The following is a 14,740-nucleotide window of genomic DNA, read 5'->3' on the forward strand; positions in this document are numbered from 1 at the left end:
TTCGCGTTCCGGCCGAGCAGCGCCCTGGGCTCCGGCGGCGACCGCGCCGGTTCCTCCTCGGCGACGGGGGCCGGGCGGGCGGCGTGGGCTCTCGCCCCGCGCACCCGGCGCACCGAACTCCGGCTGCACGCGGTCGAGCGGCTCGCCGGGGCGCGCATCGACCTCAGCGAAACCGCCTTCGCAGCAGCCGAACTCGATGCCCACGTCCTCGAACCCCCGTGGCGCGAGGAGGCCGGCGCCGCAGGAGGCTTGATCACCGCGGACCCGGTCGCCACCCACCTCGCCACGCTCGGGAGCGCTACTCCCAGGGATCGAGCACCGGCACGCCTGTAGCCCGGAACGCCGAATCCCGCGTCGCCACACTCATACCGGCCGCCTTCGCTGTCGCGGCGATGTAACCGTCGGAGCGGCCGATGGCAATCCCGTCGGCCCTGGCAGTGGCCATGAGCTCCGCGTACGCCCGGGAGGAGGCGAGATCGAAGGGAAGCACCCGGGCGGCGAACAACGGCAGGACCCGCGTCTCGAATCGCTCCCGCATCCGGTCGCGCCGCGCACCACCGGGCATGGCCGCCAACCCACAGCGCAGCTCCGCCACGGTGATCGCCGAAACGAACAGTGTGCGAAACGGATTCGCGTCCAGCCCCACGTGACCACGACGATGCCGAGCCGGTCGAGTTCGACCGGTGATCGTCCTGGACACCAACGTCATCTCGGAGACCATGCGCGAGGTGCCGGACGCACGGGTGGTCTCCTCGTAGCGCTTCGCGCTCAGCCCATGGTCTTCTGACCGTCCAGCGACTCCCGGATGATGTCCGCGTGCCCGGCGTGCTGCGCTGTCTCGGCGACGATGTGCATGAGCACCCGCCGCGCGGACCAGGCCGATTCCTGGAACCAGGGGGCGGAGGGGAGGGTGAGCGCGGCGTTCAGGTCGACGGTGCCGACGAGGGCGTCGGTGCGCTCGGCGACCTGCTGGTAGGTCGCGAGGGCGTCGGCGAGGGTCTCGCCGGGGAGCAGCCGGAAGTCGAGCTCGCGCTGGGCGAAGTCGGCCTCGGTCATGGTGTCCATGTCCCGCATGGAGGACGGGTCGACGAGGAAGTCGGCCCAGGCGCGCTCGGTGGCGGCGACGTGCTTGATCAGCCCGCCGAGGGTGAGCTCGCTGGCGGTCGGCCGCTCCCTTGCCTGCTCGTCCGTCAGGTTCTGCACCGTGAAGCGCAAGAAGAAGCGGGCCTTGGCGAGCATGGCGAGCAGGTCCTGACGCTCGGCGTCGAGCACGGCGGGGGCGGCGGTGGAGGTGGTCATCTTCGGGCCTTTCGGTCGAGTGGTTCCGGCTTCGAGAACTACGCTAGAGCCCATTGCGGCCACTTTCCGTCCGCAATAGCGCGCAGAATCGAGAACATGGCCAATACCAGCACCCGGACCCTGCGGCTGCTGTCGCTGCTGCAGACGCACCGCTACTGGCCGGGCGGCGAACTGGCCGACCGGCTCGGCGTCTCCCCGCGCACCCTGCGCCGCGATGTCGAGCGGCTGCGCGAACTCGGCTACCCGGTGCAGGCGAACCGCGGCGTCGACGGCGGCTACCAGCTCGCCCCCGGCGCGGCGCTGCCGCCGCTCATGATCGACGACGAGGAGGCCGTCGCCCTGGTCATCGGGTTGCAGACGGCCGTGCACGGCGGGGTGGCCGGGGTCGCCGAGCCCTCGATCCGGGCGCTGGCCAAGGTGATCCAGGTGCTCCCGCCGCGGCTGCGCAAGCGGGTCGACGCGCTGCGCGCCATGACCGTCCCCGCCACCTGGGACGCGACCGCCACCGGCCCGGACCCCGCGGTGCTCACCGCGCTCGCCGCCGCCTGCCGCGATACCGAGCGGCTCCGCTTCGGCTACACCGCCGCCGACGGCCGCGGCGCCGACCGGCACACCGAGCCGCACCGCCTGGTCTCGCTCGGCAGGCGCTGGTACCTGGTCGCCTACGACCTGCACCGGCACGACTGGCGCACCTTCCGGGTGGACCGCCTCTCCGAGCCGCGCGGCGACGGCACCCGCTTCCGCCCGCGCGAGCTGCCCGCCGCCGACGCCGCCGCCTTCGTCCGCACCGCCGTCGAGCAGGTACCGCGGCCGTACCGGATCGAGGCGATCGTGCAGACCTCCGCCGAGCAGGTCAGAGCCAGGATCGGCCGCTGGTGCAGCGCCGAGGAGATCGACGCGCACAGCTGCCTGGTGCGGATGACCGCCGACTCGCTGGAGTGGCCGATCATGGGGCTCGGTTCGCTGGAGGCCGACTTCACGGTGATCGAGCCGGCGGAGCTGCGCGACCGGCTGCGCGCCTGGGGCGAGCGCTTCGGCCGGGTCTGACCGCTACCCGACCAGCAGCGGCAGCGTCTCCCAGCCGCGCACCGTCGAGGTGGGCGAGAGCGTGAGCCCCTCCCACTCCACATCCCAGCGCGGGAAGCGCGCGAGCAGCTCCTCCATCGCCACCCGCGCCTCCAGCCTGGCCAGCGAGGCACCGAGGCAGAAGTGCGTGCCGAGCCCGAAGGTGCGCAGGTTGCTCACCTTCCGGTGGATGTCGAAGCGGTCCGGCTCGGTCCAGCGCTCGGCGTCCCGGTTGGCCGAGGCGACCAGGATCATGAGCACCGTGCCCGCGGGCACGACCTGCCCGCGGATCTCCACGTCGGTGGTCACGTACCGCGCGATGGCGTGCCCGGTGGGCTCGAAGCGCAGCGTCTCCTCGATGGCGTTCGGGATGAGCCGCGGATCGGCGGCGAGCTCGGCGCGCTGCTCCGGGTGCCGCGCCAGCAGCGAGCCGAGCCAGCCGATGAGCCGGGCCGTCGTCTCGTTGCCCGCGCCCGCCACCACCGAGACGTAGGTCAGGATCTCCTGCCTGGTCAGCGTGCGGGTGGTGCCCTCGGTGTCGACGAACTCGGCGTGCAGCAGCTCGGTCATGAGGTCGTCCGAGGGGTGCTCGGCGCGCCAGTCGATGTACTCGGCGAAGGTGTCGGCGCTCGGAATGGCCCGCTCGCCGACCTGCATCTGCTGCCCGGGCACGGTGCGCAGGTTGTCGTCGGTGCGGTCCCGGACGGCCTGCTGGTCCGCCTCCGGAATCCCGAGCAGCATGCCGATCACCCGCATCGGCACCTCGTTGGCATAGGCCGCCATCAGGTCGAACCGGTCCAGCCCGTCGAGCCGGTCCAGCGAGCGCACGCAGAGCTTCCTGATCTCCGGCTCCAGCGAGAGGATGCGGCGCGGGGTGAAGACCCGGGCCAGCAGCCCGCGGTGGATGTCGTGCGCGGGCGGGTCCTCCATGAGCAGGGTGCCCGGCGGGATCTCCACGCCGGCCTTGATGATCTCCAGGATCGGCCCGCGCGCCGAGGAGAAGGTGCGCCAGTCGAGCAGCGCGCGGTCCACGTCGTCGTAGCGGCTCACCGCCCAGAAGTCGTGGGTGGCGTTGTAGTACAGCGGCGCCTCGGCGCGCAGCCGCGCGTAGACCGGGTAGGGGTCGCGCGCGATATCGCGATCGAACGGGTCCCAGTAGACGGGTTCGGTGACCATGCGGGGCCGCCTTCGACTCGAGCGAACCTACGGAAGAACCAAATTACCATTCCGTACGTACGTCGATCTGAAGATCGAGAATCGAATTCTTGCGGGCGGCCACCCGCCGCGCCGGCTGCGGCGGGTGGCCGGTACCGCGATCAGATCCGGTCGAGCAACCAGCCGCAGAGCTCCTCGGTGATCTTCGTGTGCGGCTCGCTGGCGGTGGCGAGCACGAAGTCGTCGAACCCGCTCTCCTCCGGCACCAGCTCGTCGATCGGGGTGTAGAGCTCGGCGTGCGAATCCAGGTTCCGCACGTCGACGGCGCTCACCGCCGGGACGAAGCAGTGCTCGGGGATCGGGTTCTCCACGCCGAGGCCGAAGATCTTGTTCAGCCCCTCGGCGAGGATCCCGAAGCCCTCCAGGGTGCCGCCCGGCGCGCCGTCGATATCCGGCAGGTCGGGAGTGTGCACCTCGTTCTTCGGCACGGTGATCACCCGCAGCACCGCGGCGAGGTCGTCGCCACCGGTCGGCGTGGTGCGCAGGTCGGTGCCGAGGATGCCGATGCCACGGCCGCGCACCGCGGTCCGCCCGGCGCCGATGCCGTTGCCGCCGCCGTCGCCGGGGCCGTTGGCGAGCCCGAGCAGCCGCGGCCGGCGCGGCCACTCGCCGACCCGGCGCAGCTCCTCCAGGAACTGCACCCGCAGCTCGCTCACGACCGGCTTCTCCGACCAGTCCGCGATGTGCCGCCACAGCAGCTGCTGCGCCGCGGGGCTGTTCATCTGGTCGGAGAACCGGCTGTCCAGATCCCGGATGTAGTGCGCGAAGCTCTGCAGCGAGATCGGGATATTGGCGCCCCGGTGCGGGCTGTCGTAGGAGAAGTAGGTCGCGGTCTGGTGATCGATGCCCTGGGTCTCCAGCGCGGCGAGGGCGTGCCTGGTGACCAGCCCGCCCATGCTGAACCCGCCGACCACCAGCGGTTCGCTGCCGAGCCGCTGGGCGATGGCGCGCATGATCGCGGCCCGCGCGGCGTGGCTGTTGTCCAGGATGGAGGCGCTGCGCTCCTGGAAGCCGAGCAGGATCACGTCCCGGCCCCGCCCGCGCAGCTCGGAGATCAGCGGGAACTCGCCGTTCTCCAGCCCGGTGTAGGAGAACTTCAGCGTGCTCGGCCCGCTGTTGAAACCGTCGGCGAGGATCACCGGACGGGTCAGCCCGCCGTGGCCGTGATCGCCGTAGTAGACCCAGGCCATGCCGTAGGGCAGCTCCCAGGTCTCGTCCGGATCCGGCGGCTCGACGGCGGGGGCCACCACCGGCCCGGAGCCGAGGAGAATGGGAGGCGCTGCCCGCAGGGCCGCGGCGACATCACGTTCGTTCGGTTCGCTCACTTCAGCTCCCTCACGTCGCTCTTCGACCGCACCCGGCGGGGCGGCCGGGGTCGAGTCTGGAGCACCCGGGTGCGCGCCCGGCGGGATAACCGCAGATCGTCGGGGGTTCACCGGCATACCGTCGGCGTTAGGCGCTATCCGGAAAACGAAGGTTTCGATCGAGGGGCAATCCGCGCGACGACGCTGTCTTTCCGACCGGAAACAATGCGCGGGTCAGGGAATGACCGGGAAGTCGTTCTCCCGCACCGAGACCACCACCGCCAGGTCGGCGAAGGGCGCGGAGCCGCGGGTGACCCGATGCCCCCAGCGGGCCAGCGAGCCGCGCACGCCGTACTTGATCCGGATCCCCTCGCGCACGGTGTTCAGCACCGAGCCCTCGCCGAAGATGAGCGCCTCGCCCTGCTGCTCCCGCGAGCCGAGCGCCCGCGCCCCGCGCCAATCGCCGGCCTGCACGATCACCCGGGGATCCCGCACCAGCTGCTCGACCTCCGGCGACCAGGACGACACCCGGAACGCGAGCCTGCCGTCCCCGGCGGGCACCACCAGCCGCTTGCGCGTCTCCCGGCGGCCGGGCAGTACCTCGTGCGTGACCAGGACGGTGCCGGCGTCCCACCAGGGCGAGCCGGGCTGCCAGTCGGCCGGGCGGCCGAAGGCCCGCTCCGGCAGGTTCTCCGCTTCCACGCTATCGGCCTCGATCGTCGTCGTCATGGATCCCACCTACCCCTTGCGTCACACCGGTTTCAGCGAAAACTACCCGCGCTCCATCCTTCGAACCCGGCCACGTTTACCCGCGCGACCGGTGGCTAATTCCTCGTCGACACCAGACCCCCTGCCGGGGCGAGACCACCGCGGACCGGGCCGAGCGACTCGACACGACACACCGTTCCGTTCCACCCGCACCGGCAGGGGCCCGACGGCCGGGGCGCCACCCAGCGTACCCGCGGTGATCGCGCGGCCGACGTCGCTACCCGAGGCGCGTGAGCCCGGTCACCCCACCGGTGCCCCGGCCGCCCCGCCCCGCGGCGGACGCACCCGCGATCACCTGGCATTTCCCTGCCGTTCATGGCCCGATTACCGCCAGAGCGCCGTTCCCGGCGCGGCGTATTGACGTAACACGCCATCGAGGGCTCACGATTGAGAGCGTGACTGCATTGGTTGACACGTCTTCGTTAGGGGAGAATCTCGTGGATCCGTGGACTGTGACGAGTCCATCCGACGGTGTGCTTCGCTTCACCAACGCCACCCATTCGCGTGCCGCGATGATCGCCGTCGAGCCGGTCGGCGACGTCCAGCTCGGGCCGATCGACCCCGGCGACCCCTACACGAGCTTCGTGTCGGAGGGGCGTGCGCCGGGCGAGTACTTCGAGCGCCGGGTGAGCCGCCGCACCGGCTCCGGCCCGGCGGGAGTCCGGGTGCGCTGGATGATCGCCGGCATCGGTCCGCGCACCTGGGTGCACAGCCTCACCGACCTGTCGGCCGAGCCCGTGGGCTGACGCCGCTCAGCGCCCGGCCGCGGTGATCCCGGCCAGGAACTCGGCATTGGTGCCCGCCTGGCGCAGCCCGGTGAGCAGCAGCTCGAGCGGTTTGCCTGCGGCGGCCGCGGCGAGCGTGCGGCGCAGCAGCGCGTCGGCGGCGAGTTCGCCGGGGGTGAGCAGCAGCTCCTCCCTGCGGGTGCCGGAGCGCGGCAGGTCGACGGCGGGGAAGGTGCGGCGCTCGGCGGCGGCGCGGTCGAGCACGAGTTCGGCGTTGCCGGTGCTCTTGCACTCCTCGAAGATCACGGTGTCGGCCAGGGAGCCGGTGTCGACCAGGGTGGTGGCGACGATGGTGAGCGAGCCGCCGTTCTCGATATTGCGGGCGGCGCCGAGGAAGCGCTTGGGGGGAAGCAGCGCGGCGGAGTCGACGCCGCCGGAGAGGATTCGCCCCGAGGCGGGCGCGGCCAGGTTGTAGGCGCGGGCCAGCCGGGTGAGCGAGTCGAGCAGCACGACGACGTCGCGGCCGGCCTCGACCAGCCGCTTGGCCCGCTCGATGGCCAGCTCGGCCAGGCCGGCCTGCTCGGCGGGGGTGCGGTCGAAGGTGGCGGCGGCGATATCGCCGGGCACCGAGCGGGTGAAGTCGGTGACCTCCTCCGGCCGCTCGCCGACCAGGACCAGCATCAGTTCGCACTCGGGGTGGTTCTTGGCGATGCCGTGCGCGATGGCGCGCAGCACCGAGGTCTTGCCCGCTTTGGGCGGCGCGACGATCAGCGCCCGCTGCCCCTTCCCGATCGGCATGGCCAGGTCGGCGACGCGGCCGGTCAGTTCGTGCGGCTCGGTCTCCAGCCGGAGCCGCTCGTCGGGGTGCAGCGGGGTGAGGTCGGCGAAGGCGGGCCGCGTTCTCGCCCGCGCCGGGTCGAGGCCGTTGACGGCGGTGACGCGCAGCAGCGGGTCCCGCTTGCCGCGGTCGCCCCGGCCCGCCACGCCGGTGATGAAATCGCCTCGGCGCAGGCCGTTTTCGCGCACCAGGCGGGGCGCGAGGTAGAGGTCGCCATCGTCCGGGAGGTAGCCGCGCACCCGCAGGGTGGCGGTGCCGCCGGTGTTGTCGAGAATGCCGGTGACGGCACGTTCTTCGTTGTTCATGGGAATGTCCTTGCGAGAGTAAGGTTTTCGGGAGCGTCCGGGCATACGGTCACGGACGTGCGCAGAACACAGAAGCTGCGCGGGTGCGAGCGGGATTCTCGGAATTCCAACGCGGGAGCAGAGCTACATCCGCGGGGAGAAGACTCGGCCAGGATACGACCGGTTTCGCTGCCCGGTCAAGGGCAGGTCTCGCTGACCGGTGCAACGGTGCCGGTCAGCGCGGTATTCCCGGGGTCAGCGCGAGGGTCCGCCCGAGCGCGGGCCGACCGGGACCCCGGTCACCATGAAGACGGTGCGCCTGCCGACCTCGACGGCATTGTCGGCGAAGCGCTCATAGTAGCGGCCGATGAGCGTGAGGTCGACGGCGGCGGCGACGCCGTGGTCCCAGAGCGGGCCGAGCACCGTGGCGAGCAGCTCCTCGTGCAGGTCGTTCATGGTCCGGTCGCGGTCGGCGAGCCCGGCCGCGGCCTCGGCGTCGCCGGATTCCAGCACCTCGGCGGCGGCGGTCGCGATGGCCTCGGCCGTGGCCCCCATGCGGGCGACGAGCGGGCGCACCGGCTCCGGCACGACGTGCTCCGGGTGCCTGCGCCTGGCCGCCGCCGCGATGTGCGCGGCCAGCGCGGCCATCCGGCGCAGGTGGGTGCCGAGCTGGATGGCGGTGACCACCTGCCGCAGCTCTCCCGCGACCGGCGATTGCAGCGCGAGCAGCCGGGCCGCTTCGCGCTCGATCTCCGCGCGCAGCGCACCGGCCTCGGCGGCGAGGTCGATGGCGGTCTCGGCGCTGCTCAGCTCGGCCCGCACCAGCGCGGTGGTGGCCAGCGCGACGACCGCGCCCGCCCGCAGGCACAGGGCGTGCAGGAGCTCGGCCAGCCCGCGCAGGTCGTCGTGGTAGCCGACGCGGGCATGGTGCTCGGAGGGGCCGTCCGGCAGCACCGGCGGGCGCCAGGCGTCCTCGACCGGCCAGCGCACCGCGTTCAGCCGCTCCCGGACCCGGGCGAGGTCGCTCTCCCGCGGCAGCTCCCGGGTGAGCCGGGTGATGGCGACGCCCGCGTCGATCCGGTCGGCGGGCAGCGTGCCCCGCGCGACAAGCCCGGCCACCACCTGCTCCACCTCGTCGTCGCTCAACCGGCGGCCGAGCAGCGCGAGCAGCGGCACCCGATCCTGCTCGGGAATGCCCTCCGGGTACCCGGCCCGCAGCCAGTCGACGATCCGGCCGAGCAGCTGCGACCATTCGAAACTCACGCCATCACGCTCCCTGTGCTCGCCGCCGCGAATGCCCGTCCGGGCGGCACCGAAACCCTATCCGGAATCGGTACCGCGCGCCGGGCCGACCAGCCCCGCCACGATCCGCGCCGAGAGCAGCACGAGCGGCAGCCCGCCGCCCGGGTGCGCCGAGCCGCCGACCAGGTACAACCCCGGCACCGGCGCGGTATTGGCCGGGCGGAGGAAGGCCGCGCGCGGGCCGTTGGAGGAGGAGCCGTAGATGCAGCCGCCCGGGGTCGCGGTGCGCCGCTCCAGCTCGGCCGGGTGGATGATCGCCCGGTGCCGGATCCGCCCGCGCACGTCGACGCCGCGCTCGGCCATGAGGTCGAGCAGCCGGTCGGCGTAGCGGTCGGCGAGTCCCGGTGTGTCCCAGTCCATGTCGTGCTCCGGGGCGTGCCGGGGCGCGTTCGCCAGCACGAACCAGGCGCCGGTGCCGGGTCCGGGCACGACGGCCGGGTCGTCGGGGGCGCTGAGGTAGACGGTGGGGCGCCGGGCCGGGCGCAGCGGGCCGCGCCTGCCGAAGACCGAGTCGAACTCGTCGTCGTAGTCCTCGGCGAAGAGGACGCAGTGGTGCGGCAGCGGTGGCGGGTCGTCCAGCGCGAGGAGCAGGGCGAAGCCGGAGAGCGACGGGGTCGCGCGGCGCAGCCGGGCCCGCGCGCGCCGAGCCTGCCTGGTGCGCAGCAGCTTTCCGTACACCTGCCCGGCATCGGCATTCGCGACCACCAGGTCGGCCGCGCGGCGCGTGCCGTCCGCGAGCTGGACACCGGTGACCCGGCCGCTCCGGTCGGTGAGCACTTCGGCGACCTCGGCCTCGGTCTCCAGTGCGCCGCCGAGTTCGAGCAGGCGGTCCCGCAGCGCGGTGGCGATCCGGCCCAATCCCCCGCTGACATACCAGGATCCGAAGGCCTGCTCGCTCCACGGCACCGAGGCGAGCGCGGCGGGGGCGCGGCGCGGGTCGGAGCCGGTGTAGGTGGCGTAGCGGTCGAGGAGGAAGCGCAGCCGCGGGTCGTCGAGGTAGCGGCGGCCGAGGCCGCGCAGCGTCTGCCAGGGGGCGACGGTGCGCACCTGGTCCGGGGTGGCAATGCCACCGATCATGGTGCGCAGCCCCATCGGCGACTCCAGGAACGGCTCGTGGGTGACGTCCCAGATCTGCTCCGCGCGGCGCAGCAGCGCCGACCACTGGGCGCCGCGGCCGGGGCCGAGCGCCGCGTCCAGGGCGGCCGGGATCTCGGCGAGCGTGCCCGGCATGTCCAGCTCGGTGCCGTCCGGGAAGCGGTAGCGGGCCGCGATCGGCAGGCGGCGCAGCTCGAGCACGTCGTGCAGCGCGGTGCCGGCCGCGGCGAAGGTCTCCTCGAGGATGTGCGGCAGGGTCAGCAGCGAGGGCCCGGTGTCGAAGCGGAACCCGTCCAGCTCCAGCACCCCGAGCTTGCCGCCGATCTCCGCCGCCTGCTCCAGCACGGTGACCTCGTGCCCGAGCGCCCGCAGCCGCAGCGCCGCCGCCAGCCCGCCGACGCCGGCGCCGACGACCAGAACCCGGCTCATCCGCCCTCCTTTCCTCGTCGCACCCGACTCTACGGGCGGCCCGTTTCGTCGCGCCGCCGGTGGGAAAACCGGAATGTGCCCGCCAATCCGCTCCCGCCCCTCGCCCGCTGGCTCGGCCGGCAGCCCTGGGTCATGCGCACCGCCCCGCTCGTCCTGACCACCGAGCGCTTCCTGCGCGGGGTGAGCGGGAATCGGCTCGGCGTGCTCGACATCGCCGGGTTGCCGACGCTGCGGCTCACCGTGGCCGGGCGCAAGACCGGGGTGCCGCGGGAGACGTCGCTGCTGTATGTGCCGTACGGGGCGGACTTCCTGATCATCGGGTCGAATTGGGGGAATGCGAAGCATCCGGTGTGGTCGGCCAATCTGCGGGCGGCCTCCTCCGCCCGGGTGCGGTTGCACGACGAGGTGTTCACCGTGACGGTTTCCGAGTTGGAGGGGTCCGCGCGGGAGGCGGCCTGGGCGGCGGCGCTGGAGTTCTGGCCCGGGTATCGGGTGGAGGAGAAGATGGCGGCGGGGCGGCGGTTCCGGATCTTCGAGCTGCGGCGGGTCAGGTGAGGGCCCGGGTGAGGATCGCGATGTCCGCGGCGGCGAAGGCGGGCGCCGGGTCCCGCTGACCGTCCGGCGGTGCCGCTTCCCGACGGCTGCTCGCTGCCGCGGCCTCGGGTCCATTCGAGCCGAAGCGGGCGGCGGCCTCCAGTACCGCGGCCAGCCGAGCGGCCTCTGCCTCGGTGAGCGGCGGCGCTTCGTCCGAGTGCTGGAGCTGCCAGCAGGCGGCCAGCATCCGGTAGGTGACCCGCTGCGCGGCGGTGACCGCGGGCCACAGCCGCTCGGCGGCGCCCCGCGATGCCGAGCCACCCGCCACCGCGGAGTCGTACGCGAGCAGTACCGCGATCGCGCTGGTCTGCGCGTCGCGCCGGGCGGCCCGCGCCTCCCGTGTGGTCACGGTGCCCGCCGCGAGGTGCGGCACCAGCGCCGCGCAGGCGTCCAGCGCGTCGGCCAGCGCCCGGTCCACGCGCTGCGCGTCGTACCGCTGCCCGCCGAGCAGCAGCACCGCGAACGCCACCGCGCACCCGATCACCGTGTCCACCCCGCGGGTCAACAGCAGCTCCCCGAGGTCGTCGACCGGCCTGCCGCCGGAGCCGATGGTCAGCGCGGCCGGGGTGATCACCACGGCGGCCAGCGCGTAGTTGCGCACCACCAGCATCTCGATCAGGAACTGCAGCACCAGCAGCAGCACGATCAGCCACACCCCCTGCGGGTGCAGCCCGAGCACCACCCCGGCCAGCCCCAGCCCGGCAAGCGTTCCGAGCAACCGCTGCACCCCGCGCACCAGCGTCCGGGTGCGGTCGAAGCCGTTGTAGAGCACCAGCACCGCCGCCGCGATCGCCCAGTACCCGCGCTCCACCCCGAGCACCGTCGCGATCCCGCCCGCGATCAGCGCCGCGACCGCCACCTGCGCGGCCACATGCCTGGCGTGCGACCCGCGCACCGCGGCCAGCACCAGGCGCCACCCGCTCGGGCGGCCGAACGGGAGCGTGTCCGGCTCCGGTTCGGCCCCGGGGTCCGGGATCGGGCCGCCGCTCACCAGCGCCGCGAAGCGCACGTGCAGGCGGTGGTTCTCGATCCGCAGCCGGTGCAGTTCCGCGCCGGGTGTTCCGGCGGGTTGCAGGGTCATCAGCACCACCCAGGACTCGTGCAGTGCTCGCGCCGCCGCGTCCACGGCCCGCTCCCGCTCGACCTCCGCAGTCAGCGCACCGAGGGCATTCACCGCCCGCTCGGCAGCGGCAACCGCCGCCCGCTCCGGCCCGCGAAACCGCACCAGCGCCCCCGCCATGTGCACCGACCAGGAGAACGCTCCCCCGGCCAGCACGAGCACCCACAACCGCCACGGGCTCTCCCCCTCGGCCGAGATCCCCACCCCCGCCGCACAGGCCAGCGCGATCATGTAGGCCCCCGGCGGCCCGATCGCCAGCGCCTGGCAGATCAGCACCGCCACCGCCGCGATCCCGGTCGCCGTCACCACCCCCAGCCACGGAATCGCCGCGGCGGCATCCCCGAGCGCGACCGCGGTCGCCAGCGCCACCGCGATCACCCCCAGCTCCGCCGCCCGATACGCGTACGGCCGCCCACTCCCGTACAGCGCGGTGAACCCGCCGATCGTCGCCGCCAACCCCGCCGCGATATCCCCGAGCGCCAACCCGACCGCCGCGGGCACCGCCATGCAGAACGCCGCCCGCAGCGCGAACCGCCACCGGCTCGGCACCCGGTTCACGGCGACCACACCGCGCAGGATCGAGCTCACAGCGGAAGGAGCGACTCGGAACCCATCCCCCCATTCAAGCCGCTCAGCCCACCACCTGGGCACCCACCACCGCCAGCAGCCGCAGCTGCTCCAGCGTCGCCGACCCGGCAGGCGGCGTCAGCACCACCAGATGCTGCCCATCCGCCGCCGCCAGCACCTCGCAGTCGAGCGTGATCGCCCCGACCCTGGTCACGAAGGTCTTGCGCTGCATCCGCCGCGCCGCCACCTCGTGCCGCGCCCAGAGCGCCGCGAACTCCGGGCTGCACGCCAGCAACCCGTCGACCAGCTCCCGCATATCGGCGTCCGCGCGCCGCCGCGCCCAGGCGACCCGCAGATCCGCCACCCGGATCCGGCTGTGCTCGTCCCACTCCCCGGCCGGCACCAGCTCCCGCGAGCGCGGGTCGGTGAACCACCGCCAGATCGCGCTCGCGGACAACCCGGTCAGCCCGTCGATATCGCCCATGAGTAACCCCGCCAGGTGGTTGCGCGCCAGCACCACCTCGGTGTCGGTGCAGACGAACGCCGCCGCGTCCTGCAACCGGTCCAGGACGTACAGCAGCGCGGGCCGCACATGCGTGGCGAGTCCGCCGCGATCCGGCACGGCATGCCCCGCCAGCCGGTACAGATGATCCGTCTCGTCCTGGGTGAGCCGCAGCGCCCGCGCCAGCGCCCGCACCATCTGCGTCGACGGCTGCGGCCCCCGCGCCTGCTCCAGCCGCCCGTAGTAGTCGACCGACATCCCGGTCAACTGCGCGACCTCCTCGCGCCGCAACCCGCTGGTCCGGCGCCGCGCGCCGACCGGGAGCCCGACCTCCTCCGGCCGGATGGCATCCCGGCGACGCCGCAGGAACTCGGCCAGCGCATCACGGTCCATCACCCCAGTCTGGCGCAGCGCGGCCCGCGCAGGGAGGGACCGCGAGTCCCTGGTTGCCCGCGTCCTGCCACCGCCGCGAAATCCGGCGAAGACTCGGCCGCATGGACACCAAGAATCTCGGAAACCTGACCACCTCCGCCTTCGGCCTCGGCTGCATGGGCATGTCCGGCGCCTACGGCGAGGCCGATCGCGGCGAGAGCATCGCCACCGTGCACGCCGCGCTCGACGCCGGGATCACCCTGCTCGACACCGGTGATTTCTACGGCACCGGCCACAATGAACTGCTGCTCGCCGAGGCGCTGCGCGGGCTGCCGCGGGAGCGGTACCAGCTGAGCGTGAAGTTCGGCGCGCAGGTCGGCCCGGACGGCGCCTTCGTCGGCTTCGATGCCAGGCCGAACGCGGTCAAGGCGGCGGTCGCGCACTCGTTGCAGCGGCTCGGCACCGACGACATCGACGTGTACCGGCCGGCGCGGCTGGATCCGGCCGTGCCGATCGAGGAGACCATCGGCGCCATCGGGGAGCTGGTGGATGCCGGGTACGTGCGGCACATCGGGCTCTCCGAGGTGGGGTCGGCGACGATTCGGCGGGCGGCGGCGGTGCGGCCCATCGCGGATCTGCAGATCGAGTACTCGCTGGCGACCCGGGGCGTCGAGCGCGACATCCTGGCGACCTGCCGGGAGCTCGGGATCGGGATCACCGCGTACGGCGTGCTCGCCCGCGGGCTGATCGGCGGGCACTGGCGGCCGGGCGCCTCCGGGCCGGGCGATTACCGCGCGCACACCCCGCGCTTCGGCGCCGAGCACCTGAGCCACAACCTCGCCCTGGTGGAGGCGCTGCGGACAGTCGCCGACGGGCTCGGCGCCACCGTCGCGCAGACCGCCATCGCGTGGGTGGCATCCCGAGGCGGCGATATCGTGCCGCTGATCGGCGCCCGCAGCCGGGAGCGGCTCGCCGAGGCGCTCGGGGCGGCGGAGCTGGTGCTCAGCGCTGATCAGCTGGCCGCCGTGGAGGCGGCGATCCCGGCCGGGGAGGTCATCGGGGATCGGTATCCGGCCGAGCACATGGCGGCGCTGGATTCCGAGCGGGTCACGGCCGGGTGATGTCGAGGCGGTGCGCGGCGCCCGGCTCCACGAAACAGGCGCCGCCGGTGCCGTTCTCCGCGACGGCGCCGGCGGAGGTCGGGGCCGAAGGAGTCGGTGGTGCCGCCGGTGTGCCAGCCGATCGAGGCCGCCGACTCCCC

The 14,740-nt window shown here is 73.3% G+C and carries 15 protein-coding genes; 5 read left to right on the top strand and 10 right to left on the bottom strand.

Annotation, left to right across the window (positions count from 1 at the left end; translation table 11 throughout):
• The first annotated feature begins 24 nt into the window (after positions 1-24).
• Positions 25-333 (top strand): BTAD domain-containing putative transcriptional regulator, encoded by a 309-nt coding sequence (locus tag AB0H71_RS21795; protein ID WP_357024517.1) that lies wholly within the window; start codon positions 25-27, stop codon positions 331-333.
• Here AB0H71_RS21795 and AB0H71_RS21800 read toward each other — a convergent pair.
• Positions 299-709, bottom strand: a complete 411-nt coding sequence (locus tag AB0H71_RS21800) for a PIN domain-containing protein (protein ID WP_357023752.1) — start codon at positions 707-709, stop codon at positions 299-301. The two genes, AB0H71_RS21795 and AB0H71_RS21800, sit on opposite strands and share 35 nt — an antisense overlap.
• A 59-nt stretch (positions 710-768) precedes the next feature.
• Positions 769-1,299: a DinB family protein gene (locus AB0H71_RS21805; RefSeq protein ID WP_357023754.1), complete on the bottom strand. Its 531-nt coding sequence runs from the start codon at positions 1,297-1,299 to the stop codon at positions 769-771.
• A gap of 96 nt (positions 1,300-1,395) precedes the next feature.
• On the opposite strand from AB0H71_RS21805, the gene AB0H71_RS21810 reads away from it, so the two are divergent.
• Positions 1,396-2,346 carry a YafY family protein gene (locus AB0H71_RS21810; protein WP_357023757.1) on the top strand — a complete coding sequence of 317 codons (951 nt, stop codon included), beginning with the start codon at positions 1,396-1,398 and terminating at the stop codon, positions 2,344-2,346.
• A gap of 3 nt (positions 2,347-2,349) precedes the next feature.
• On the opposite strand, the gene AB0H71_RS21815 is transcribed toward AB0H71_RS21810, so the two are convergent.
• The 3 genes from AB0H71_RS21815 to AB0H71_RS21825 all read right to left on the bottom strand — a co-directional run bounded on the left by AB0H71_RS21815 (position 2,350) and on the right by AB0H71_RS21825 (position 5,612).
• On the bottom strand, positions 2,350-3,540 hold the full coding sequence (locus tag AB0H71_RS21815; RefSeq protein ID WP_357023760.1) for a cytochrome P450: 1,191 nt from the start codon (positions 3,538-3,540) through the stop codon (positions 2,350-2,352).
• A gap of 140 nt (positions 3,541-3,680) precedes the next feature.
• Positions 3,681-4,904: a hypothetical protein gene (locus AB0H71_RS21820; protein WP_357023763.1), complete on the bottom strand. Its 1,224-nt coding sequence runs from the start codon at positions 4,902-4,904 to the stop codon at positions 3,681-3,683.
• A gap of 213 nt (positions 4,905-5,117) precedes the next feature.
• Positions 5,118-5,612 carry a hypothetical protein gene (locus AB0H71_RS21825; protein ID WP_357023766.1) on the bottom strand — a complete coding sequence of 165 codons (495 nt, stop codon included), beginning with the start codon at positions 5,610-5,612 and terminating at the stop codon, positions 5,118-5,120.
• 551 nt (positions 5,613-6,163) lie between these two features.
• On the opposite strand from AB0H71_RS21825, the gene AB0H71_RS21830 reads away from it, so the two are divergent.
• Positions 6,164-6,397 carry a hypothetical protein gene (locus AB0H71_RS21830; protein ID WP_357023769.1) on the top strand — a complete coding sequence of 78 codons (234 nt, stop codon included), beginning with the start codon at positions 6,164-6,166 and terminating at the stop codon, positions 6,395-6,397.
• A 6-nt stretch (positions 6,398-6,403) separates the two neighbouring features.
• Here AB0H71_RS21830 and rho read toward each other — a convergent pair whose 3' ends face one another.
• The 3 genes from rho to crtI form a co-directional block, all read right to left on the bottom strand.
• Positions 6,404-7,519: a transcription termination factor Rho gene (rho, locus tag AB0H71_RS21835; RefSeq protein WP_357023772.1), complete on the bottom strand. Its 1,116-nt coding sequence runs from the start codon at positions 7,517-7,519 to the stop codon at positions 6,404-6,406.
• A gap of 234 nt (positions 7,520-7,753) precedes the next feature.
• Entirely contained in the window at positions 7,754-8,761 is a 1,008-nt protein-coding gene (locus AB0H71_RS21840; RefSeq protein ID WP_357023775.1) for a DUF3349 domain-containing protein, read from the bottom strand.
• A 57-nt stretch (positions 8,762-8,818) separates the two neighbouring features.
• Entirely contained in the window at positions 8,819-10,324 is a 1,506-nt protein-coding gene (crtI, locus tag AB0H71_RS21845; RefSeq protein ID WP_357023778.1) for a phytoene desaturase family protein, read from the bottom strand.
• A 75-nt stretch (positions 10,325-10,399) separates the two neighbouring features.
• On the opposite strand from crtI, the gene AB0H71_RS21850 reads away from it, so the two are divergent.
• Positions 10,400-10,879, top strand: a complete 480-nt coding sequence (locus AB0H71_RS21850) for a nitroreductase family deazaflavin-dependent oxidoreductase (protein WP_357023781.1) — start codon at positions 10,400-10,402, stop codon at positions 10,877-10,879.
• On the opposite strand, the gene AB0H71_RS21855 is transcribed toward AB0H71_RS21850, so the two are convergent.
• Together AB0H71_RS21855 and AB0H71_RS21860 are read right to left on the bottom strand one after the other, a co-directional pair.
• Complete coding sequence (locus AB0H71_RS21855) at positions 10,872-12,626, bottom strand: FUSC family protein (protein WP_357023784.1); 1,755 nt, start codon at positions 12,624-12,626, stop codon at positions 10,872-10,874. The genes AB0H71_RS21850 and AB0H71_RS21855 overlap by 8 nt on opposite strands.
• Before the next feature lie 43 nt (positions 12,627-12,669).
• Positions 12,670-13,500, bottom strand: coding sequence for a helix-turn-helix transcriptional regulator (locus AB0H71_RS21860; RefSeq protein ID WP_357023787.1), 831 nt, complete (start codon positions 13,498-13,500; stop codon positions 12,670-12,672).
• Between the two features lie 101 nt (positions 13,501-13,601).
• On the opposite strand from AB0H71_RS21860, the gene AB0H71_RS21865 reads away from it, so the two are divergent.
• A complete protein-coding gene (locus AB0H71_RS21865; RefSeq protein WP_357023790.1) occupies positions 13,602-14,600 on the top strand; it encodes an aldo/keto reductase in 999 nt (332 codons plus the stop codon).
• Positions 14,601-14,740: the final 140 nt, after the last annotated feature.

The organism is Nocardia sp. NPDC050697 (genome assembly GCF_040654395.1).
Taxonomy (GTDB): domain Bacteria; phylum Actinomycetota; class Actinomycetes; order Mycobacteriales; family Mycobacteriaceae; genus Nocardia.